Below are 21451 nucleotides of genomic sequence, written 5' to 3'. Positions count from 1 at the left end.
AGGCCACTTAATGTGGCCTTCGTCTTGCGCAGGACTGCCCGAGCAGGCAACCTTATGCCTCGCCCGCAGTCCCGGACCAAGCCGCAGCTACGACAGCGCAATACCGCCAAGCCAGCCCCAGCGCACGCCAGAGCCAGTACCGTAAAAGCTAATGAACGAGTCAAGCGACCTCGACGTGATGGCGCCCTCGTTACTCATAACGATGCCGCCGCCAACATAGATGCCCACATGTCCGTACAGCAGACCCGGCATACCGGTGCCACTGTGCGACGAGTCGGCCACGATCATGCCCACCTGCAGCGCCGAACGATCGGAGCTGTAGCACCAGGCGTTAAACATGTCGCACGCGTTGCCGCCAAAGTAGCCCACGCCGGCGTTGCGGAAGACGTTGGTGACCCAGGCGGCGCACCAGTTCAGGCCAGGCGAAGGCGTGGAGTAGCATGCGTTGACGACAGCCTGCTGCTTGCCCGAGCCGGCATTCTGTTGCGGATTTCCGGGCGCATACGATCCGCCACCCGAGCTCGAACCACCCGAGTAGGAATTGTTCTTGTTTGCGGCAGCCGCAGCAGCGGCAGCCTTCTTGGCAGCCTCCTCAGCCTGGGCGGCAGCGAGAATCTCGGAATCGCGCTGGGCCATGAGCTCCTTGACATCGTCGGAGAGGCCGTTCAGAACCGTCTGGACCTCCTGCTGCTTGGCCTGCATGTCCTGCATCTGGGCAGTCTGCTGGTCCTTAAGCTTCTCCAAGTCGGCTTTTTGCGACTCGAGCTCGGACTTCTGCGTATCGAGCTCTTTCTGGATGGTCTGGATATCCTCGATGGCGTCGCGGTCGCTCTTGTTGATCTTCTCAACATAGTGCGCATTGGCGACGAGCTCCTCAAACGAGCCCGAGGCGAGCAGCAGCGACAGGATGTTGGTGCCGCCCGACTTATAGCTGGCGGAAACGCGATCGGAAAGATCGCCGCGCTTCTTTTTGAGCTCGGCCTTCTTTTCGTCAATCTGCGCCTGCGTGCTGTCAATCTGGCCCTGTACGCTCTCGATATCGTTGAGGGTCTGGGCGTTCTTGTTGGCCAGCGCCGCGTATTCATTTGCGATGCTGTCGAGCTGGGCCTGGACCTCGTCAAGCTGAGCCTGGGCCGCATTGAGCTTGTCAGTGGTTTCCTTGGTGGCCTCCGCAGCATGGGCGCGAGCGGGCAGACCAAAAAGAACGGCTGCAGAAGCGGCGCCGAACAAGGCCTTGAGGGCAGTGCGACGCGAAAGCTCCTGGGAAAGGATGGAATCGCTGTTTGGTGACATATCTACTCCGTTACATGTTTATTTATATGTCGCTCAACTCATACATATTAGCGTACATCCGACGCGTCCCAACGATTTCCACGAACGGCAGCAAACCGCATGGTCGGCGGCTCGTATGCAAACGTCAAAGTCAAGGTTATACCCACGCCAAACATTTCCATGAGTACGTTAGCATGTTCGTCTGCTTTTCCTGCCCTGCACGTTTTGGGTGCCCCTGCCTGCGCTATACTCCCTCAGGAAGTGTTCCTGATTCGATAGGAGACTACATGTCCAAAGCACTCGACCCCAAAGACACCTGCGTCCTCGTAACCGGTGGCGCCGGCTTTATCGGCTCGCACACCGTCGTTCAGCTGCTCGAGGGTGGCTACCAGGTCATCATCGTCGACGACCTCTCCAACTCCAGCGCCGTCGCCGTCGACCGTGTCAAGACCATCGTGGGCGACAAGGCCGCCAAGAACCTCACCTTCTACGAGGCCAACGTGCTCGACCGCGATGCCATGAACAAGATCTTCGATACCCATCAGATCGACCGCGTCATCCACTTCGCCGGCTTTAAGGCCGTCGGCGAGTCGGTGAGCAAGCCCGTCGAGTACTACCACAACAACATCGAGAACACCCTGGTGCTCGTCGACGTTATGCGCAACCATGGCTGCAAGTCCATCATCTTCTCGAGCTCCTCGACCGTCTACGGCGATCCGGATAACCCGCCCGTCACCGAGGAAGACCCCAAGAAGCCCGCGACCAACCCCTATGGCTGGACCAAGTGGATGATTGAGCAGATCCTTATGGACGTTCACACCGCCGACCCCGAGTGGAACGTTGTGCTGCTCCGCTACTTCAACCCCATCGGCGCCCATCCGTCGGGCCTGATCGGTGAGGACCCCAAGGGCATCCCCAACAACCTGGTGCCTTATGTCGCGCAGGTTGCCGTGGGCAAGCTCGAGGCCGTTCAGGTCTTTGGCAACGACTACCCCACCCCCGACGGCACCGGCGTGCGCGATTACATCCATGTGTGCGACCTGGCATCGGGCCATGTGGCCGCCCTCAACTGGATGAACGGCAAGACCGGCGTCGAGATCTTCAACCTGGGCACCGGCACCGGCACCTCGGTGCTCGAGGTCGTCGCCGCCTTCTCCAAGGCCTGCGGCAAGGAGCTGCCCTACGTGATTCGCGAGCGCCGTGCCGGCGATATCGCCGCCAACTGGTGCGACGCTTCCAAGGCCGAGCGCATGATGGGTTGGAAGGCACAGTACGACATCGCGGACATGTGCCGCGATAGCTGGAACTGGCAGAGCCACAACCCCAACGGCTTCGCCGACGCCGAGTAGCAAAAACCTACATACCGTTCTTGCCCCGATCTCACGATGTGAGACCGGGGCTTTTTCATGGCATGTAACCATTCGCCGAAAATCGACCAACTTTTTTATCTTGCCTATACATGTTTAAACAACATGTATACAATAGGTGTATCGAATCAGGACATCGGAGGCGGACTGCACACCCATCGGCAGGCCGACCCCACAACAAGAAGGATAGAAGACGGCCTTGCCGGTTGCGAACTCGTTGGTGGCGTCGTCGCCGGTCTTGGAGACAAGCTGCGAAGGATCGCAGGTGGAGTCGGTGATGTACAGGTCGAAGATCTGCTTAAAGTTGTCGAGATACTCGCCCTTAATCTCGTCATCCTCCTGGTTGTGCTCCTTCTCAAACTCGTAGTAGAGCGGGAGGTTGGCGGGGTGGGTGGTGTAGCGCCAGCTGGAGGAGTCATCCATGCCGGCGGAAGTGAAGGCACCGTCAACGCCAAGCTCGTCCTTGCGGGCCTGAATGTCATCGGCGCAAGCCTTCAGCTTGTCGAAGGAGTTGATGTCCTCGGCCTTGTAGCCGGCCTTCTCGAGGAGCTGCTTGTTGTAGATGATGCCGTAGCTCTCCTGGACCCAGTCGATACCTAGATCCTTGCCGTCGGACTGCAGAGCCAGGGAGTCGTCGACGAGCTCACCGCGGACCTTGGTATCGGACAGGTCGGCGCAGTAGTCCTTTCAGTTCTTAAGACCGGTGGGCCCGTTGACCTGGAACAGGGTCGGAGCGGAGCTCTTGGACATCTCGGACTTGAGCTTCTCCTCGTAGGTGTTGGAGGCGGCGGTCACGATCTTGACCTCGACGCCCTTCTCCTCCTTGTACGCCTTGGCGATCTCCTTCCACTCCTTGTCGACCTCGGGCTTGAATTGGAGGAAGTAGACCTCGGCAGCGTCACCAGAAGCAGAGGAGCCGGAGCCGGCGGAGCCACCGCAGCCCACGAGACCCAGGCCAAAGACCGTGGCGGCGCCCTTTGCCGCCGCCTTCGGAGATTGGTTCGGGGACTTTGCCCCTTTTTCTGATTTGTGCAATACGCTGTTTGCCTAGTTGTCTGAACAAGTATTAATAGAGCGGTAGAAAAACTTCGGTGAACGGTTCTTGATACATTCGTACTTGACAAATATTGTCTAAACAATTAAAGCGCCTCGTGCGGCCGATATCCCATCGACCGCACGGGGCGCTTCATATCGAAACGCAAGCTTATGCGTCTGTTACCTATCGCTTGGAATTGACGCGGTAATGGAAGATCTCGGGGTGTGTGCGAGCATGCGTCACCTCGAACAAGATGCCATCCGATGTGTACGACTGACTCTCCATGACGGCAACGCAGTTGTATTTGCCGAGGTCAAGATAGCTGCAGTCTTCATCGTTGGCGAGCTCGACACTCACCATGCGGCGACTCGCCATCACTTTGATGCCGCGCTTGTGCTCCAGATAGTCGTAGATAGATTCTGCCGCGATCTCGGGGGTCAGACCCTTGGCAATCGACTCCAAAAAGTAGCCATGGTCCACTTGGCGCGCGCTGCCGTTGAGGCTTCGGACACGCACTACGCGAATCAGCTCCTCGCCCACCTTAAAGCCCAGGCGACGAGAGAGCTGCTCGGTGCAGACCAGATGTTCAAAGGACTTAACGTCCGTCGATGCAACGGCATTGTTGCGCTTTGCAAATTCGCCAAACGACTCGACTTCCTCGAGTGCGCCCAACATGTCGGTTTCGCCCTTGAGCCAAATAACGCGCACGCCCTTGCCGTGTATGGGCTGCACAAACATCTCGTCGGCCAGCATGCTCAAGGCGCGGCGGACGGTATTGCGCGTGCAGCCAAATTCCGCAGTCAGCTCGGCTTCGGTTGGCAGCATCTCCTGAAACGCATAGGTCCCGTCAATGATGCGCGAACGGATCTCGCGGTAGATTCCTTCGTAAATCGCTTTTGGCATGGCTTCACCTCTAATGAATATGTATGGCTAGGCACGATAGCATTTCTTGGGGTTGTTTAAACCGTCTATCGGCAAAGCACGGATTATTTACCGTCGACGGTTCCCCCGGCACCCAAATCGGACCGAACCAAAACCGTCAATGCGGCAAGCAGCCAGTCCTCTACAATGAGTTCATTGTTTAAACGTTCTTGCTCGCACAGCATGTTGCATCCGGAAGGCATATTATGCTGCAGAAAATCCAACGCTTTGGCGGGGCAATGTTCGCGCCCGCCATGCTGTTTTCCATATCGGGCCTTATGGTCGGCGTCTCCGCCCTCGCAACGTCTGCGGTCATCGTCGGCAACCTCGCCGTATACGGAACCCCTTGGTATGTTTTTGGGCTATCATCCAGCGCGGCTCGTGGACGGTCTTTAAACGCCTCCCGCTGCTTTTTGCCGTAGCGCTGCCCATCGGCCTTGTCCAAAAGCAACCGGCGCGCTGCTGCTTCGAGGCACTCGTGGCCTATTTTGCCTATTGCTTTTTTTAAGCGAGATCATTAAGCTGAGCGGCGACAACCTTGGACTTAAGTACCCGTCGTCTTTGACCTCCGCCAGCGGCATCACCATCATCGACGGCATCAAGACGCTCGACACCGGCATTAAAATTCTTATGTCCACACCGCTCGCCAACCGCATCGCCCAAGATGAAGAGCTTGGGCCTCTGCTCTGCCTCAACGAGCTCGAACTCGAGGTCACGGAAATCTCGCCTCGCGAGTGCACCAAACGGGCCGGAATCAAGGCCGTGCTTGACGCCCTGGGGCCAGATCACGGCACTGTGTACGGCATCGGCGACGCAAGCAACGACATCGCCCTCATGGAGGCGGTCGATGTTGGCGTCGCCATGGGCAACGCGCCGGACTTCCTCAAGGAAAAGGCCGACTACGTCACCGACAGCTTCGACCACGACGGCGTCGTCACCGCGCTCGAGCACTTTGGACTTATCTAGCCGCGCCTCTTGCCGCATTTGCGACAACATGGCTCAATCGTCTTCAACCGCCGCGCTCGATGCCCTAATGTGGCAATATGTTGTCTGCATAACGCAACGATGCAACCTAAGAAAGAATGCGAGAACCCGTGTCCAGTCCGTTTACCAGCTTTTTAGCCCAGCATTTTGACCAGATTAACGACTATCTGGCCACGTTCTTTGACGGACAGGCGACCTCTGCCGATATCGAGCGCTACCTGTATGGCCCGCTCTCGGCATTTACGGCCAATGCCGGCAAGCGCCACCGCCCGCTCATCTGCATGCTCGCCGCCACCGCGGTAGGCGGCAGCTTTGAGAGCGCCCGAAGCGCGGCGGCGGCCATCGAGCACTTTCAGTCGGGAGCGCTTATCCATGACGACATCGCCGACAACGGCCAGCTGCGCCGCGGCAAGCCCTGTATGCACCTTACCGAGGGTACGGGACTTGCCATCAACTGCGGCGACCTAGCGCTCACCATGGTTACCAAGACGGTTCTCGACGACCCCACGCTCGAGGCAGACGTGAAGCTCCGCGTGCTCCACGAGCTCACCGAGATGATCGTTCGCACCATCGAGGGTCAGGCGCTCGACCTGGGCTGGGTCCGCGATGGGCGCTTTGACATCTCGGTCGACGATTATCTGGACATGGCGACGCACAAGACCGCGTACTACAGCGGAGCCACGCCACTTGCCGCCGGAGCCATTATCGGTGGCGGCAGCGAAGACCAGATTGAGGCGCTGCGTGCCTTTGGCCTGCACACGGGCCTTGCCTTTCAGATCCAAGATGATCTGCTCAACCTTATTGGCGCCAAGGAGGCCGCCAACAAGGACTTCCGCACCGATATCACAGAGGGCAAGCGCACGCTCGTCGCCGTGCATGCCCTGTCAGACGAGCGTTATCACGACGAAGTCGAGGCAATCCTTTCCTCGGGCACCGAGGACCCCGCGCAACTCGCACGCGCCGTGGAGATCTTCCAGCAGACCGGCTCTGTCGATTTCGCCCATAACTACGCACTCAACCTGACTGCCAAGGCCAAGGCCGCTATCGAAGGCGCCGAGCTCGACCCGCATGCACGCGAGCTGTTCGACTCTATGGCAGATTTCTTTGTGGAGCGCCTTAACTAGCGGGGGTTATAAAACCTGTCAGCAGCGCATTTGGGTACAACTTGCTACACTGTTGAGTGCATGTTTATGCAACCCTTTGCGTTGTCTATCCGACACACGCTTAAATAGTACGAATGGTACGCCGAAAGGGGCTCGTTCATGGAACCTATCACAACGGGCATGCAGGGAGCAGCCGTCGAGGACGTCCAGTCCCGCCTTCTGCAGCTCGGCTATACAATCGATGACGCCGAGGTCGCCGATAAGCGCTTTGGCACCACCACCGAGCAGGCTGTTGGCACCTTTAGGCTCGACAGCGGCCTTGCCGCTGGCTACGCCGTCGATATCCCCTGTTGGAGCGCCCTGGTAGACGCCTCGTATAAGCTGGGCGACCGCACGCTTTATCTGCGCATGCCCAATTTCCATGGTGCCGACGTTCGGGCCCTGCAGAGGGCACTCAACGTTTTGGGTTTTGCCTGCGGTGAGGACGACGGCTACTTTGGCCCGCACACCGAGGCGGCCTTGCAGCAGTTCCAAGAAAATGTCGGCCTGTTTGCCGACGGCATGGCATTCCAGGATACCTACGCCTATATCAACCGTCTGCATCACGTGTGGGAGGGCAAACCCTCGGTTACCGAGGCCGAGTCGCGCATCGGCTTTGCCCGCGCCGCCAACGTGCTCGAGCGCTTCCAGATTGCCGTTATCGGTGAGGACCCCATCGCACGCAGCGTTGCATCGCGCATGTGGAACATCGCCACGGCGACGACCGACAACAGCGGCATGATGCTTTGCGATTCCGAGGTTCCGACCGACGTGGACCTGGTACTCGAGATCGCAAGCGATGAGCTGCCCGCAGATGCAGCGCCGCGCGCCACGATCGCCCTTGCCGAATGTCACAACCTGGCGCAGCGCATCCGCACTGCCAATATCGCCGCGCAACAAAAGCCCGCGCGCATCCGCATTGAGCTCACGGGCATGACGCGCTACAACGGAACCTTCACCGCAAGCGATGCACAGACACTCGCCGTACGCCTGCTCGATGGCGTTTGCGATGCCCTCGCAGATTAGGTAAACTAGACAAGCTGCTTTTGGGCAGCACCACACATTGGGACGTAGTTCAACGGTAGAACTCCGGTTTTTGGTGCCGGCTGTTGGGGGTTCGAATCCCTCCGTCCCAGCCAAGGTAACTGAGCGCCCCGGGCTTTCATCAGCCCGGGGCGCTTTCTTGTGGGCATGCGGAGGGATTCGAACCCGCAAGGGTGCGGAGCTGAGGAAACGCGAAGCGTTTTCCAGCGCAGCACGCAAGGAGCGGAGCGACGCAGCGGGGCGCGGCCGCCGGCAGGCGGACGCGGAATCCCTCCGTCCCATATCAACAACGGGCTCTCCGTATCTCAACCGGCACTTGGGGACGTTCCCAAAGTGCCGGCACTAAAGGAACGTCCCCAAGTGCCGGCTCATCCACCCTCAAAAGACAGACACCCCAAGCCCGAAAGGACCAAGAGCGCCTTACATCAAGAAATATCAGCCCCGTTCCGAAAAGCGAGCCGTCATCTACAAAATGGCGCGTGGCCCCGGCGGGCCGGGCATTAAGTTTGTCGCGAGTTCCGCACGCAAAGAAGGCCACTTAATGTGGCCTTCGTCTTGCGCAGGACTGTAGAGCAGCAAACTTAATGCCCGGCCCGCCGGGGCCACGCGTCCCTAATTGTTCAGCATGCGGTCGAAGCTTCCCGAGTCGCCATCCCGATAGTCGGCGGTCATCAGAATCTCCTGAGGAATGCGACCTCCCTCGCGCAGCACATTGCGGAACTGTACGCGCGTGACCATAGGCAGATCCTTGATCGTCGCCGCCAAATTCTGCGGCACACCCTGATTGGCAGCCGCAGGCTCGCACTCGCCGCCAGCTTTCACGCGACGCTTGTGCTCGGCGAGCATGGCACGATACATGCCGGCATGCAAGCGAATCTCAACCACATTGGCATTGCGGGCCTGCTCGACGATGCGCGCACCCTCTCGGTCGATATCGCCCACGTAGTAGACATAGTTAAAGCGATAGCCGATCTCGGCCAGATAATCATCCAGTGCGTGCGAGACGCTCGCCTTGCAGCCACCGCCAAAGATCACGCCACCCACCTTGGTGCCAAAAAGCTTAGCGTGCTTGCGGCCGCGCAAGAGCTTGACGATCTCGTCATAGGTGTCTAGGTTCTCGACCATAATGAACGGCTTGTCGGCGCCCAGCGTAAAGAAACCCGTAAAGTGCACGGGGCGGTTGGGGGCGACCTTAATCGCCTGCATGCTGATACCCTTTTCGGTCATACGCCGAATCAAGCGCTCGCCGTGCTTGCCGTCAAAGGCCTTCTCATCGTTAAAAATCTGGTAGGCGCGCTGGCGACGCGAGGCGACCGGCGTGTCGGCGCCGCGATTCTGCTCAATCCAAGCCTGGATGGTCGCAATCTCCTCGGCAATCTTGCGGTTGGAAATCTCGTTGTGCTGAGTGCGCTGCGAAACCTTTTTGCCGTCCTTGCCCTCAACCTTAACGATTTGAGTCTGTTGCTCCTTAATCTTGGAGAGTGCAGCAGGCGTGGGAACGACCTTGAGCAGCTGCCTGCCCAGGACACGGGCCAGAGCAAACGCCGAAACCTCGCCATGAGCGGTCGACTCAGGCTGCTGGGCGGTCGCATCGTTTGCAGTCGGTTTGGGCTGCGTCTGGGATTTGCACTTGGAATCTGTCCGAGTATTGCGCTCTTGCTTTGGCGCGGACGAGCCCTTTTGCGAACGCTCAGGCTTGCCCCCCTTTACTGGCTGGCGCTTGGGCTGCTCCGCCGGGATCTCAGCCTTCGCATCCTTGTTTTGCCCCGCTGCCTGCTCGGCCACGGATTCGGCATTTGAGCCACGGCCGCCACGGTGACGACGACGGCGAGGCTTGCTCGAAGCGCTCTCCCCCGCTTTCTCGCCCGCAGACTGCTGGCCTCGGGGCTCGACATCGCCCGCAGGCCGCGGCTCAACAGGCTTCTGTTCACGGACCATCGACTCGGCAGCCTTCTCAGCCTTCTCCGCTGGTGCAGCGGGAGCCTGGTCGGTCTTTTCTTGACGCCTTGCGGGATACGCACGGCCCATAAAGCCGCGTCCGGGACGGCATGAACCCGGAGCCTTCTTGACGGGCTCCTCGGGTGCACCAGCAGCCTCGACGGACTCCTGAACGTCGCACACAACACCTCCCTGCTCGGCCTTAAAGTGAGCACCGCGGCGACGCTTGGGCTCCTGGACCTCAGCGGCGCACTGCGGCTCGGCAACAGCCTCATCCTCGACGAGCTCGACATCCGTAGCATCCTTTTGAGCCACGGCGCGACGGAAGCGCTCCTGCTGGGCACGGCGCTGCGCATCGCGTTTACCGCCCCCGCCAAAACCGCCGCGGCCCGCCTTGGCCGTAAAGGCGCGAACGACGCTCTCGTCAAGCAGCTCATCGGTGTCGACGTTCTCGCGCGGAGCCGTTTCCACCGCAGCAGGCGCCTCGACAACGTCCTCGACGGCCTCTTCGGCAGCCTCGGCAGGCTGCTCCTGGACATCGCGAATCTCGGCATTAATGGTATAGAACGCTGGGCGCCCGTTAATGCCGCTGCCCTCGATCTTGGTAACAATCTTTGCCGCGATAAGCTCATCGCGCATCGCCTTGGTGTCACATTCCTTATCGACGGAACGGAAAATCTGTGCCAGCGCGCTCGACTTGATCTTGAGCGCCTTGCGGCAGAGCAGGTCGTAGGCAACCAGCTTGGCACGCTCGGCAGAAAGCGACGTCTGGCTGCTCAGACGCTCAGCCAGGGCATCGACGTTGTTTTGGTTATCGGAATATACCGTCTTGGCCACGGGGCCCCTTTCATATGTACACATATACGTCTATATGGTACAACGCACGCCCCTATCCACGCAAAACATCTGCGAGAACACCCGGGCACACTAGCTTTTGCAAGGAAAAAAGGCCGAGCCCGCGCAGTTGCGGACCCGGCCTTTCCGAGTCATATAGATGTGACGTTCAATCCCTTAGGTCGATTAGGCCTTGGCGGCCTCGGCGCCTGCGGGAGCCTCAGCAGCAGCCGCGCGACCATACTCGGCCTTGCCCATCTCGGACCACTCGGGCTCCTCGTCGGGCATGGAACCGGCCTCCTTGCCGAAGAGTTCCTTGAGGCAGTTGACGGCAACGATGAGGCCCAGGACCATCAGCAGGACGGCAAAGACGAGCTGCAGGCCCTTGGTGGCGGCGACGGAGACTGCGGCCGTAGTGGCGGTAGCCGGGATGGTACCGAAGAAGCCGTAGGCCTGGACGGCGGTCATGCAGCCCATAGCACTCTGGACCAGCGAGGTGAAGGTGCAGCAGAGCAGGAAGGCGACGGGCACGTAGAGCATCCAGCCCTTGCGACCGGTGCACTTGCAGAACACGGCAAGGGTGATCATGGTCATACCGCCGAGCAGCTGGTTGGAAGCACCAAAGAGCGGCCAGATGTTGGCATAGCCGCCAAAGGCGAGGGCGAGGCCGGGGAGCAGGGTGATAACCGTGGCGAACCAGGGGTTGCCGAGGACCTTCATGTAACCGGCCTTGGACTCGATGGCCAGGGCGTCGTTGGTCTGGGCAAAGAACTCGGAGAACGAGGTGCGGGCGATGCGGGCGACGGCGTCGAGCGAGGTCAGGGCCAGAGCGGAGACGTTCATGGTCATAAAGACGGTAGCAAGCGTGCCGTCAACGCCGAAGGCCTGCATACCGCGAGAAATGCCAGCAGCGAAGATCTGGAACGGGGTGGAAGCGACGCCGGCGTTGAGGGCGCCGGTACCGGCAGTGTTCATGTCGGAGAACATGATGCCGGCGACGATGATGGCGAGGATGCCGACAAAGGACTCGACGATCATGGCGCCAAAACCGACCTTGACGGCGTCCTGCTCCTTCTCGACCTGCTTGGAAGAGGTGCCCGAAGAAACGAGGCTGTGGAAACCGGAGAGAGCGCCGCAGGCAACGGAGACAAACAGGACCGGGAACATCATGCCCGAGGCATTGCTAAAGCCGGTGAAAACCGGAGCGGTGATGGTGGCCTGGCCGTTAACGCCCAGGACGACGATGCCGAGGACAGCACAGACAATCATGACGATCATCATGATGGAAGTGAGGTAGTCGCGAGGGGTCTTGAGCATCTGGATGGGCATGGCACCGGCAAAGACCAGGTAGACCATGACGACGGCGAACCACTGGAACTTGTCCAGGTAAACCGGGAACTGCATACCGACGGCGAACATGAGGACCATGAGCACCACGCCGGTGACGAACTCGGCAGCGCCGGTGAGGTTGAACTTCTTCTGAGCCCAACCAAAGGCCATGGCGACGAAGGTGAACAGGATGGAGATGGTGCCAGCGCAGCCAGCGGCATAGGACTTGGTGAAGTCGATGGCACCGGTGGCAGCGCCAGAGGCGTCAACGACCGGGGTGAACATGAACGTCTTGCAGACCATGTCGGTAAAAGCGGCGATGACGATGATGCAGAACAGCCAGCAGAACAGCAGGAACAGGCGACGGCCGGTCTTGCCGATGTACTTCTCGATGAGCTGAGCCAAGGACTTGCCGTTGTTCTTCATCGAAGCGTACAGGGCGCCAAAGTCGTGAACGGCGCCAAAGAAGATGCCGCCGACGAGGACCCAGAGCACGACGGGCAGCCAGCCGAAGGCCATGGCGACGATCGTACCCGTAACAGGGCCAGCACCGCAGATCGAGCTGAACTGATGCGAGAACGCGGTGAAGGCGGAGACGGGCGAGAAGCTCTTGCCGTCCTTCATGCGCTTGGCAGGCGTGAGAGCCTCTTTATCAACGCCCCACTTGTTAGCCAGCCAGCGGCCGTAGCCCAGATAGCCGCAGGTGAGCACCGCTGCGGCCACAACCATGAGCAAAACTCCGTTCATTACATTTCCTCCTCTAAAAAGAACTTCCTAGACATAAAAAATGAGGGCCGTCGGTTGCGCTCGACGGCCCTCATCTTCATCAGCCGCCCGTTATCGTACGGGCTAGCTGTATGTGCTAACCCGCATCAGATAATTACTACGCTGATAATGTTTAGCTGATGCGTGAACATGTCTAAGAAATCCTCTTCAATCATGATGCGAACGATCCGTGCGTGTTCACATCCCCCAGTGGATGAAAAGGAGTATGAAACTTTAGTTGCCTAAAGTCAACGCAAATATGTAATGAATTTTCAACTTTATTTGAATTTCTCGGTATAAAACGTCACTGACCTCGGACTTTACCGAACGACAGTTTTTGCTTGAGAGATGCTCCTCGGGGGCGGGGCGGGCGCCTGCCGCCATATGTGAACTTTCCTGCTCGGACAGTCCTGCTCACGACGGAGGCCACATTAAGTGGCCTCCTGTTCGTGCGGAACTCGCGATAAAGTTCACATATGGCGGCAGGCGCCCGCCCCGCCCCCGAGGAGTTCCCATCCCAAATCTCAACTCTGTTATCATAATTACGATAATATCCTGATAGCTCAGGAGGTACTGTGAATATTAGGCCAGTCTCAGATCTTAGAAATCACTACCCGGATGTTGAACGCGAAGTCGAACAGGAGGGTCCGGTTTTTCTAACTAAAAACGGGCGGGGCTCTATGGTCGTCATGAGCTTTGAGCAGTACAAGTCACTGAGCAATACAATCGAGAGCGCACTTGATGCCGCTGATCGTCAGGCTGCCAGCATGCAACTTCGCTATACACACGACGATGTCTTTGGCTCTGTCAGAAAAATGCTCGACGGCGGTCTCGCTGAACAGGCACTATAAGCTCCGCTATCTTCCCCTATTTTGGAAGGACCTCAGCCAAGCAGCGTCATATATCGCCTTTGATCTCAATAACCCCGCTGCAGCACATAGGCTTGTCGACAATGTTGAAGCAGGCATACTCGAGCATCTCAAGAATCCAACCATGTCACCAACACACCCTTCGATAAGAAGACGGTTGCACCCGTATTACCGCTTCTACGTTGGCAACTACATGTTTTTTATGTCGTCATCGACGACGTCATGGAAGTCCGCCGACTGCTATATAAAAGCCGAGATATTGAGTCGATTATCAGGTAGGTTTCTTTCAGCTAAAGCACGCCGTAAATTCGACGCAGGCCGGCTAACCTTGCTGGACGTTGTCGACGCCGATCCAGCTCAGTAGCTGCATCGATACAGAAAGGTCCCCGACCGGAGGGGCCGGATATAAGGTTTATCGCGAGTTCCGCACGCAAAGAAGGCCACTTAATGTGGCCTTCGTCTTGCGCAGGACTGTAGAGCAGGAAACCTTATATCCGGCCCCTCCGGTCGGGGACCGCACCCATACGACTACAGCGTCATGTTTGGATCGGCGTCGACGTCGAACGGCGAGATTTCACCTCGGTCGAATATGCGGCGAGCGACCTCCGCAATCATGGCGGCGTTGTCAGTACAGGCCGAGAGAGGCGGCACCGTTACGCGAATCCCCTGACGCCCGAGTTTCTTAATCATCATCTCGCGCAGATGCGGGTTGGCCGAGACGCCGCCGCCGATGCAATACTCCTTGCACCCGGTGGCGTGCAGGGCGTTCTTGGCCTTCTTGTACTGCACGTCAAAGACCGCCGCCTCAAACGAGGCCGCAAGGTCGGGCAGGTGAATCGTGCGCCCAGCCTTGGTCTCCTGCTCAATATAGAGCGTCACCGCCGTCTTGAGGCCCGAAAGCGAGAATCGATAGTCTCCCCTGCTGTTAAGCGCACGGGGAAAATCGATCGCGCGGGGATTGCCCGTCTCGGCGAGCTTGGAGATGATGGGACCGCCGGGATAGCCCAGGCCCAGCGCCTTGGCAACCTTGTCGAAGGCTTCGCCCACGGCGTCGTCCAGCGTCTCGCCAAGCACCTCGTAGTCGCCCCATGCCTTTACGTGCACGAGCATGGTGTGCCCACCCGAGACAAGCGTAAAGATAAACGGCGGCTTAAGGTCGGGCTGCGCCAGCAGGTTGGCGAACAGGTGACCCTCCAGATGATTGACGCACACGAGCGGTTTACCGGCAGCATACGCAAAGCCCTTGGCAAAGGCGACGCCCACCACCAGGGCACCCACCAGGCCCGGGCCCTGCGTCACACCCACGGCGGCAAGCTCACTTGGCGCAATCGCTCCGCCCTCAAGGCCAAGCGATACCGCGGCATCTTCAAGCGCCGCATCTACGACACTCACAATCACCTCGACATGCTTGCGCGAGGCGATCTCGGGCACCACGCCACCAAAGCGAGCATGAAAATCAATCTGCGTCGACACCTGGTTGGCCAGCATATTGCCGTCCGCATCGATAATCGCCACAGCCGTCTCGTCGCAAGAGCTCTCGATGGCAAGAACTAGGCGACGGCGCTCGATTTCGGCACGCTCCTCGGCGGTGCGCTCGGGCTCAGGCAGCGGCCAGACGCGCTGCTCGGCAGCCGTTGGCTCGGGCGAGGCATTGTCGAGAGGAAGCACCAGGGGCAGCGACGCCGTCATGACGATGGCATCCTTGCCGACGCCGTAGTAGCCACGGCGACGACCCGCCTCGGTAAAGCCCAAGGCGCTATAGAGCGCAATCGCACCCTCGTTGCCGTCCTCAACCTCAAGCGAAGCAGTGGTGCAGCCGAGCATCTGGGCGTCATAGCTCACGTGCGACATCAGCTTGCGGGCGATGCCCTCGCGACGATGAGCAGGATCAACCGCGACGTCCATAATCTGAACGTCACCGTCGACGACCATGCCGCCGGCAAGTCCCAGCAGCTGACCGTCGTCGTGCGCCACCCACCAGCTACGCGGCGCGGCAACGCCCTCGCCCAGCTCGGACAGGAACATGCCCGGCGTCCACGCCTCGTGTCCGGCGCCTTCAAAGCAGGCGGCCTCCAATGCGCTCGCGCCCTCGGCATCCGCCGCGCCCATGGGACGGAACTGCAGATGGCGGCCGGCGAGCTCCTCGGCAACACCCGTAATCTCGCTCTGGGCGCTCTCGGCAAGCCCAAGGCGCTTGCGCTCATTTTCCTCGGCATCCGAAAGACGCGTGTAGATCGGCAAAACGCGAGCCGGATTACCGTCGCCCGCGGCGTGCGCCATCAGAAGGCCCTCGCCCGAGGGCCACCACAGGTCTCGCTCCACGCAGCGCGCAGTCTCGTCCTCACTCAGCAGCTTGCCATAACGTACGAGACCGTCACCAGTCAGCTTAACCTGGCTCCAGTCCGCGGCCTGGCGCCACTCATCAAGCGCCACGGCGGCTTTGACCACGTGTTCGCGTTCAAACAGACGCTCGGGACCTTCGTCCCCCAGCACGTACAGAGCCGGATACACCTCGCCACGCATGGCGTCGGCAAGAACACCAAGCTTGCCGCGCACGCCAGCCTTCCACGCCGTCCAGGCGCAAGCGTCAAGTGTCGACACGCCCAGCAACGGCACGTTGGCACCGCGCGCCAGACCCTTAGCGGTCGAGATGCCAATGCGAACGCCCGTAAACGAACCCGGGCCGCGTCCAACCACATAACAGCCGACATCGCCGCGATTCAGCCCGGCCTGCGCCAACACGTCATCGACGGTATTCACAAGTTCCACGTTGGCATGGCGACGACACAGATGGTCCCCGCTCACCAGCTTCGCCTCGCCCGTCTGCTCATCAATCCAGCTTGCCGCGCAGGCAAGCATGTCGGTCGAAGTATCGAGCGCCACTACCAGCGCGTTGTCGTTATGCAAGCTCATCTTGTACAGCCTTATCAATCAAATCGAAAAGCTCCGTCGCACGCTCGCCGTGCGCCTCGAGCGCGATCGTTCGCACGTCGCTATCGTCCTCATCGCGCCTAAGCGTCACCGAGAGATACTCATCCGTCAGCTCGTCCTGAAACTGCTCGCCCCATTCCAACAGGCAAGCGCCCTCATAGCCGAGCACGTCAAAAATGCCCGTATCCTCGAGCTCGTAGGCATGCTCCAAGCGGTACAGATCAAAATGGAACAGCGGAATACGCCCCTGGTCGTGAACGGCCATGAGCGCGAACGTAGGACTCGTGACCATATGCTCATCGCCCAAGCCGCGCGAGACGCCCTTGGTAAAGTGGGTCTTTCCCACGCCCAAGCCGCCGGTCAGTATCAGCACATCGCCATTTTCTAGACACGGTGCGACCAACTCGCCAAAATGCTCCGTATCGGCAGTACGAGCCGTTTTGTAGGTACCTAGCCCCAGGCGCTCCAGGGACATATACGCTCCTTATTATTCCGAGGCGCCCTCTGGCGCGGGGTGTCGCACCAGATAGTCGCCCAGCATCTTAAAGTCTTCCTCCAGCAACTCCTGCCACGCCGGATTGCGCAGCGCCGCCGCGGGATGAAACGTCGGCATCACCACAAAGTGCCCCATCTGATGGAACCTGCCGCGCAGCTTGGTAATGCCAATCTCGGTCTTGAGCACAAAGTGCGTTGCGGGATTGCCGAGCGTCACGATGATATCGGGCCAGATGCTTCGAATCTGCTCGCGCAAAAACGGTGAGCAAGCAAGCACTTCCTCGGGACGCGGATTGCGGTTTCCCGGCGGGCGACATTTAAGCACATTGGCGATATAGACATCTTCACGCTTAAGGCCCGCCAGGGACAGAATGCCGTTGAGGTCTTCACCCGCCGCCCCCACAAAGGGCTCGCCCTGTAAATCCTCGTTACGGCCCGGCGCTTCACCAATAAACATCACGCGAGCGCGGGGGTTTCCCACCCCAAACACGATATTGTGGCGCGACTGGTAAAGCTGGCAAAGGCGGCAATCACCCAGGACGGCCTCGATCTCCTCGAGTGCAACTTCGCGCGGCGCCTGATGGCTATGGCCGGGGATGTGCATAACGCCCATAGCGGCCCCTACACGTAGACCTTGTCGAGACGCATGCCAAAGCCGCAGGCGACCTCGTAGTTAATCGTGCCGCGCAGGCGCGCCATCTCATCCATGCTAATCTCGGCATCGCCATCGCGACCGATAATTATCATCTCGTCGCCATGTTCGGCCTCGGGAATCTCGTGAGCCGGGTTGGACTGAATGGCAACCATAAACTGATCCATGCAGATATTTCCGACCTGACGCACGCGCTCACCGCGATACAGCACGTCCATACGATTGGAAAGCGTGCGCGAAAGGCCGTCGGCATATCCGATCGGCAGCGTGCAGATCTGAACGCGTGTGCGCGGTACGCGGTAGGTAAAACCGTAGCCTACGCCCTCGCCCATCGCAGGATGCGCCACGCGCGTCACGCGCGCATGAACGCTCATAACGGGATCAAGCTGCATCACGCGGCCGCTCAGCTCGCACGGCTGCATGCCATACAAGCCAACGCCAGCGCGAATCATATCAAAATGCATCGAGGGGTCGAGCATCGAGGACGGCGTGTTGGCACAGTGCACGATACCGCACTCAAAACCCGCATCCTTAATGGCCTGAACGGCCTCGATAAAGCGCTGGCACTGCAGCTTGTAGTCCCAACCCGATGGTTCGTCGGCCGTGGCAAAGTGCGTAAATACGCCGTCGCACTGAATACCGCGATGGAAATTAATACCGCGGACAAAGTCGAGCACTTGCGTGTAGTGAACGCCGATGCGGTTCATACCCGTCTCGATGGCAAGATGATACTTGCCCACCTTGCCCGCCGCGACGGCACATTCACCATACGCAAGAGCAAAATCGGACGTATAGACCGAGGGCATGATATCGAACTCGAGCAATGAAGGAATAGCCTCGATGGGAGGCTCGCTTAGAATCAGGATGGGCTTGGTGATTCCGCCCTGGCGCAACTCAATACCCTCGCTGACCGTCGCCACGGCAAACATGTCGGCACCGGCCGAATACATGATCTTGGCGCACTCGACGGCTCCATGACCATAAGCATCGGCTTTAACCACGCAGCACAGGCGCTGACGCGGATCTAGCAAGTTCTTATAGGCCCTCGTATTGCGGCGGAGCGCCCCGCGGTCGATCTCGACCCAGGACCAACGCGTCAAATCGGCTTTATTCATGATTAGTCATCCGACCCTTCGTCCATGATTCCCAGATCGTCGAGCGCATCCTTTGCCGCCAATTCCATGGCGGGACCGATCAAGTCGATAAGATCGGTCGCGATAACGCTCTTCTCGCCATACTCCGTCGCCGCAGCAAAGCCGGCATAGCTGTGGAGTGCGACGGCATACGAGTACAGCAGCTCCCAACGGTCCATCTCGTCACGCATGGTCGCAAGCGTTCCTGCAAGGATACCTGCGAGGACATCACCCGAGCCAGCGGTCGCCAACGACGCCGGGCCCGAAAGCGGCAGCAGCACGCGCTCGACGCCGCAAATGGCCGTCGTCGGGCCCTTAGCGATAACAACGAGATTATCGGAACCGGCAGCCCAGACAATCTTTTGAGCAGCGGCAATCGCAGTGCCAAGATCATTGACCTCGTCGCCGGCAACGAGACGCGAAAGCTCGCGATAATGCGGCGTCATAACGAGCGGCTGCTCGCGACGGTACATTTCGGGATTACTGTCGATGCCGTCGATTGCAATCTTGGCAAGGCAGTTGAGCGCATCTGCATCTAGGATAAGCGGCACATCGAGCTCAAGCAGGCCCGAAACGACTTGCATCGATCCGGCAGACGTCGTCATGCCAGGCCCGCACACAACGCAGCTGTACTTCTTAGCAATCTCGCACACTGTCATACGCGCAGCGGCACCAAAAGATCCACGGGAATCAGACGGAATGGCGAAAACGGGAATCGACGGGAGCGCCATACGAATAAGGTTGGCGCACGCATCGGGCGTCGCAACGGCCACATAACCGGCACCAGCACGAGCGGCAGACTTTGCGGCCATGATGGCGGCACCAGGATATTGTGCCGACCCGGCAACGATGAGCGCAGAGCCGCGCGAATACTTATCGATATTCGTGGGCAGCGGGGCAAAGAAGTCCACCAGATCACCGGGCTCAACGATCTCGGCAGCATGATCGACATCATCGATGACTTCGTCGAGGCGGTCGTACAGACCGCCACACACCAGGTCGCCAGCATACTCCGGACCGTCAGCGCTGTAGAGGCCGATCTTAGGGGCAATCATCGTCACGGTACGCTCGGCACGGATGCAGTCGTCATCCACAACGCCCGTCTCGGCATTCAGGCCCGAGGGAACATCGATAGAAACAACGTGATCGGCGCACTCGTTAACCGTAGGAATCCAAATAGAAAACGGCGCACGAAGGTTGCCGTGAAAACCGGTACCAAAAATAGCATCGACCACGACATCCGCTTTGTTAATGAGAACCTCTAGCTCGTCTCGCGAAGGCCCAACGCACACATGAACGTCGCGACCGGCGGTGCGACGGGCAACGTGACGAGCAAGGGCAGCAGGAATCTCATCCGGCTCAACTGGAGAAACGATATCAACATCAACGCCCTTATGGGTCAGGATATCCGCAGCGACCCAACCATCACCGCCGTTATTGCCAAAGCCGACCAGCACAAGAACGCGATCAGGGTTGAGCTTTAAAATCTCGTTGGCGGCAAATTCACCTGCCAACTCCATGAGCTCGGCCTTCGAGGTGCCCTCGCGCTCGATGATATCCTCGAGGCGAACGACTTCCTCGGTACTCAAAACCGGTTTCATCTATGCTCCTTGCGTATCTTGCGGATTATCAATCAAATGCTCCGACAAAGCAGATTGTTGCAGCTGTTCAAGCTCATCCAATACAGAACGAGCCTCTTTAAATGTCTGGGCAACGCGCTCCTTGGTGCTCATTTTTTCTTCCTTAGGCTTAGGTCGAGCATCCTCGGTGATCGCGATGGCATTAGCGACAGCCAAGTCACCCGTAAGGGTAATAGAAAGAGCAACCTCGACAACACCCAAATCCTGGGCGATTTCGAGAGCGCGACCAGAAAGCAGAGCCTTTGGCTTGCCGAGCCTATCGCGTGTTACGGAAACGTCCTTACGTCCAACGCCCTGACTAAACCCCGTTCCAAGTGCCTTAAGTACCGCTTCGCGAGAGGCAAAGCGGCTGGCATAATGAGCGGCAGGGCGAGACGACGCATCGCAATACGCACGCTCTTCATCGGTAAACACGCGCCGGGCAAACGAGGGCGTCTTCTCAAGGATTGATTTCATTCGGGAAATCTCGACGATATCAACGCCGATACCAGCTTCAGCCATGTTCACCTCCATGCTACACAGACTACGATATTGTAGCCCGTTCAAAGAAGATGCGACAAACGAGGGTTATAAAACACAGCTACTATGTGAGACAAATTGCCTGAGAAACGAAAAAGGGGGAGGCCGCGAGGCCTCCCCCTTCTCAGTCCAAGCGCACGGCTCGGTGCCGTCCACCGGTCAGCGGCGCCCTGGCCTCCCACGGGCTGGCCCCGCAGTACTCTCGGCGCGATGGGGCTTAGCTTCCGGGTTCGGAACGGGACCGGGCGTGCCCCCCATGCTCTGGCCGCTGACCGGTGGGCGGCGCCCACCGTTACGGTGCCCGGGTGTCTCATACACGTGCCCTGGGGGCCGCATGGCGCATAGGGGGGAGTGACTCGGGGGCATCCTCGTGCCCGGACCGCGCGTGAGCGCTCAGTCCCGCGGGCCGCGAGGTGCGGTTCCGGAAGAGCTCGGGCGATTAGTGCGGCTCGGCTGAGGGCGTCGCCGCCCTTGCACCTGCCGTCTATCGACCAGGTAGTCTACCTGGGCCCTTACCGGAAGGAGAACTAATCCCTGGAACGGCTTCCCGCTTAGATGCCTTCAGCGGTTATCCGCGCCG

17 protein-coding genes, 1 tRNA gene, 2 rRNA genes and 1 pseudogene are annotated in these 21451 nt (G+C 59.2%); 8 read left to right on the top strand and 13 right to left on the bottom strand.

The window, feature by feature from the left end; all coding sequences use genetic code 11:
- Positions 1–87: 87 nt before the first annotated feature.
- Positions 88–1293, bottom strand: a complete 1206-nt coding sequence (locus ACTQV4_RS02605; protein ID WP_152067824.1) for a coiled-coil domain-containing protein — start codon at positions 1291–1293, stop codon at positions 88–90.
- A 266-nt stretch (positions 1294–1559) separates the two neighbouring features.
- On the opposite strand from ACTQV4_RS02605, the gene galE reads away from it, so the two are divergent.
- Positions 1560–2621 (top strand): UDP-glucose 4-epimerase GalE, encoded by a 1062-nt coding sequence (gene galE, locus ACTQV4_RS02600; RefSeq protein ID WP_441569244.1) that lies wholly within the window; start codon positions 1560–1562, stop codon positions 2619–2621.
- A 114-nt stretch (positions 2622–2735) separates the two neighbouring features.
- On the opposite strand, the pseudogene ACTQV4_RS02595 reads toward galE, so the two are convergent.
- Together ACTQV4_RS02595 and ACTQV4_RS02590 are read right to left on the bottom strand one after the other, a co-directional pair.
- Positions 2736–3584, bottom strand: a pseudogene (locus ACTQV4_RS02595) (ABC transporter substrate-binding protein).
- Positions 3585–3858: 274 nt separating this feature from the next.
- Positions 3859–4578: a GntR family transcriptional regulator gene (locus tag ACTQV4_RS02590; protein ID WP_441031405.1), complete on the bottom strand. Its 720-nt coding sequence runs from the start codon at positions 4576–4578 to the stop codon at positions 3859–3861.
- A gap of 224 nt (positions 4579–4802) precedes the next feature.
- Between ACTQV4_RS02590 and ACTQV4_RS02585 the strand changes: the two genes are divergently transcribed.
- The 5 genes from ACTQV4_RS02585 (at position 4803) to ACTQV4_RS02565 (ending at position 7861) form a co-directional block, all read left to right on the top strand.
- Entirely contained in the window at positions 4803–5018 is a 216-nt protein-coding gene (locus ACTQV4_RS02585) for a hypothetical protein (RefSeq protein WP_441569243.1), read from the top strand.
- Positions 5019–5157: 139 nt separating this feature from the next.
- Positions 5158–5562: an HAD family hydrolase gene (locus ACTQV4_RS02580; RefSeq protein ID WP_441569242.1), complete on the top strand. Its 405-nt coding sequence runs from the start codon at positions 5158–5160 to the stop codon at positions 5560–5562.
- Between the two features lie 128 nt (positions 5563–5690).
- A complete protein-coding gene (locus ACTQV4_RS02575; RefSeq protein ID WP_441031409.1) occupies positions 5691–6704 on the top strand; it encodes a polyprenyl synthetase family protein in 1014 nt (337 codons plus the stop codon).
- A gap of 138 nt (positions 6705–6842) precedes the next feature.
- Positions 6843–7748 (top strand): peptidoglycan-binding domain-containing protein, encoded by a 906-nt coding sequence (locus ACTQV4_RS02570; protein WP_195838517.1) that lies wholly within the window; start codon positions 6843–6845, stop codon positions 7746–7748.
- 38 nt (positions 7749–7786) lie between these two features.
- A tRNA-Gln gene (locus ACTQV4_RS02565) sits at positions 7787–7861 on the top strand.
- 517 nt (positions 7862–8378) lie between these two features.
- Here the strand turns inward: ACTQV4_RS02565 and ACTQV4_RS02560 are convergent.
- Positions 8379–10541, bottom strand: a complete 2163-nt coding sequence (locus ACTQV4_RS02560; protein ID WP_441569241.1) for a hypothetical protein — start codon at positions 10539–10541, stop codon at positions 8379–8381.
- A 183-nt stretch (positions 10542–10724) separates the two neighbouring features.
- Positions 10725–12614 carry a carbon starvation CstA family protein gene (locus ACTQV4_RS02555; protein ID WP_441033601.1) on the bottom strand — a complete coding sequence of 630 codons (1890 nt, stop codon included), beginning with the start codon at positions 12612–12614 and terminating at the stop codon, positions 10725–10727.
- A 593-nt stretch (positions 12615–13207) separates the two neighbouring features.
- Here ACTQV4_RS02555 and ACTQV4_RS02550 point away from each other — a divergent pair.
- Positions 13208–13483: a type II toxin-antitoxin system Phd/YefM family antitoxin gene (locus ACTQV4_RS02550; RefSeq protein WP_441569240.1), complete on the top strand. Its 276-nt coding sequence runs from the start codon at positions 13208–13210 to the stop codon at positions 13481–13483.
- On the top strand, positions 13374–13865 hold the full coding sequence (locus tag ACTQV4_RS02545) for a type II toxin-antitoxin system RelE/ParE family toxin (RefSeq protein WP_441569239.1): 492 nt from the start codon (positions 13374–13376) through the stop codon (positions 13863–13865). The genes ACTQV4_RS02550 and ACTQV4_RS02545 overlap by 110 nt, the downstream gene beginning before the upstream one ends.
- A 164-nt stretch (positions 13866–14029) precedes the next feature.
- Here the strand turns inward: ACTQV4_RS02545 and tsaD are convergent, their stop codons facing one another.
- The 8 genes from tsaD to ACTQV4_RS02505 form a co-directional block, all read right to left on the bottom strand.
- On the bottom strand, positions 14030–16414 hold the full coding sequence (tsaD, locus tag ACTQV4_RS02540; protein WP_441569238.1) for a tRNA (adenosine(37)-N6)-threonylcarbamoyltransferase complex transferase subunit TsaD: 2385 nt from the start codon (positions 16412–16414) through the stop codon (positions 14030–14032).
- Positions 16401–16907, bottom strand: coding sequence for a tRNA (adenosine(37)-N6)-threonylcarbamoyltransferase complex ATPase subunit type 1 TsaE (tsaE, locus tag ACTQV4_RS02535; RefSeq protein WP_427794389.1), 507 nt, complete (start codon positions 16905–16907; stop codon positions 16401–16403). Before tsaE ends, tsaD begins: the two co-directional genes overlap by 14 nt.
- Before the next feature lie 12 nt (positions 16908–16919).
- Positions 16920–17540, bottom strand: a complete 621-nt coding sequence (locus tag ACTQV4_RS02530) for a uracil-DNA glycosylase (protein WP_154515160.1) — start codon at positions 17538–17540, stop codon at positions 16920–16922.
- Positions 17541–17548: 8 nt separating this feature from the next.
- On the bottom strand, positions 17549–18694 hold the full coding sequence (gene alr / locus ACTQV4_RS02525; protein ID WP_441033609.1) for an alanine racemase: 1146 nt from the start codon (positions 18692–18694) through the stop codon (positions 17549–17551).
- A 2-nt stretch (positions 18695–18696) separates the two neighbouring features.
- The gene (locus ACTQV4_RS02520; protein WP_441033612.1) at positions 18697–20313 is read right to left on the bottom strand and encodes an NAD(P)H-hydrate dehydratase; all 1617 of its coding nucleotides are present in this window, start codon (positions 20311–20313) and stop codon (positions 18697–18699) included.
- Positions 20314–20853 (bottom strand): holo-ACP synthase, encoded by a 540-nt coding sequence (gene acpS / locus ACTQV4_RS02515; protein WP_154515166.1) that lies wholly within the window; start codon positions 20851–20853, stop codon positions 20314–20316. It abuts the gene before it with no gap.
- 175 nt (positions 20854–21028) lie between these two features.
- Positions 21029–21144, bottom strand: a 5S ribosomal RNA gene (gene rrf / locus ACTQV4_RS02510).
- Positions 21145–21289: 145 nt separating this feature from the next.
- Positions 21290–21451, bottom strand: a 23S ribosomal RNA gene (locus ACTQV4_RS02505); the annotation flags it as partial.

It is taken from the genome of Collinsella sp. LCP19S3_B11 (assembly GCF_052121915.1).
GTDB lineage: Bacteria > Actinomycetota > Coriobacteriia > Coriobacteriales > Coriobacteriaceae > Collinsella.
The sequence above is the reverse complement of the archived record's forward strand: the minus strand, read 5'-3'. Positions and strand labels throughout refer to the sequence as shown.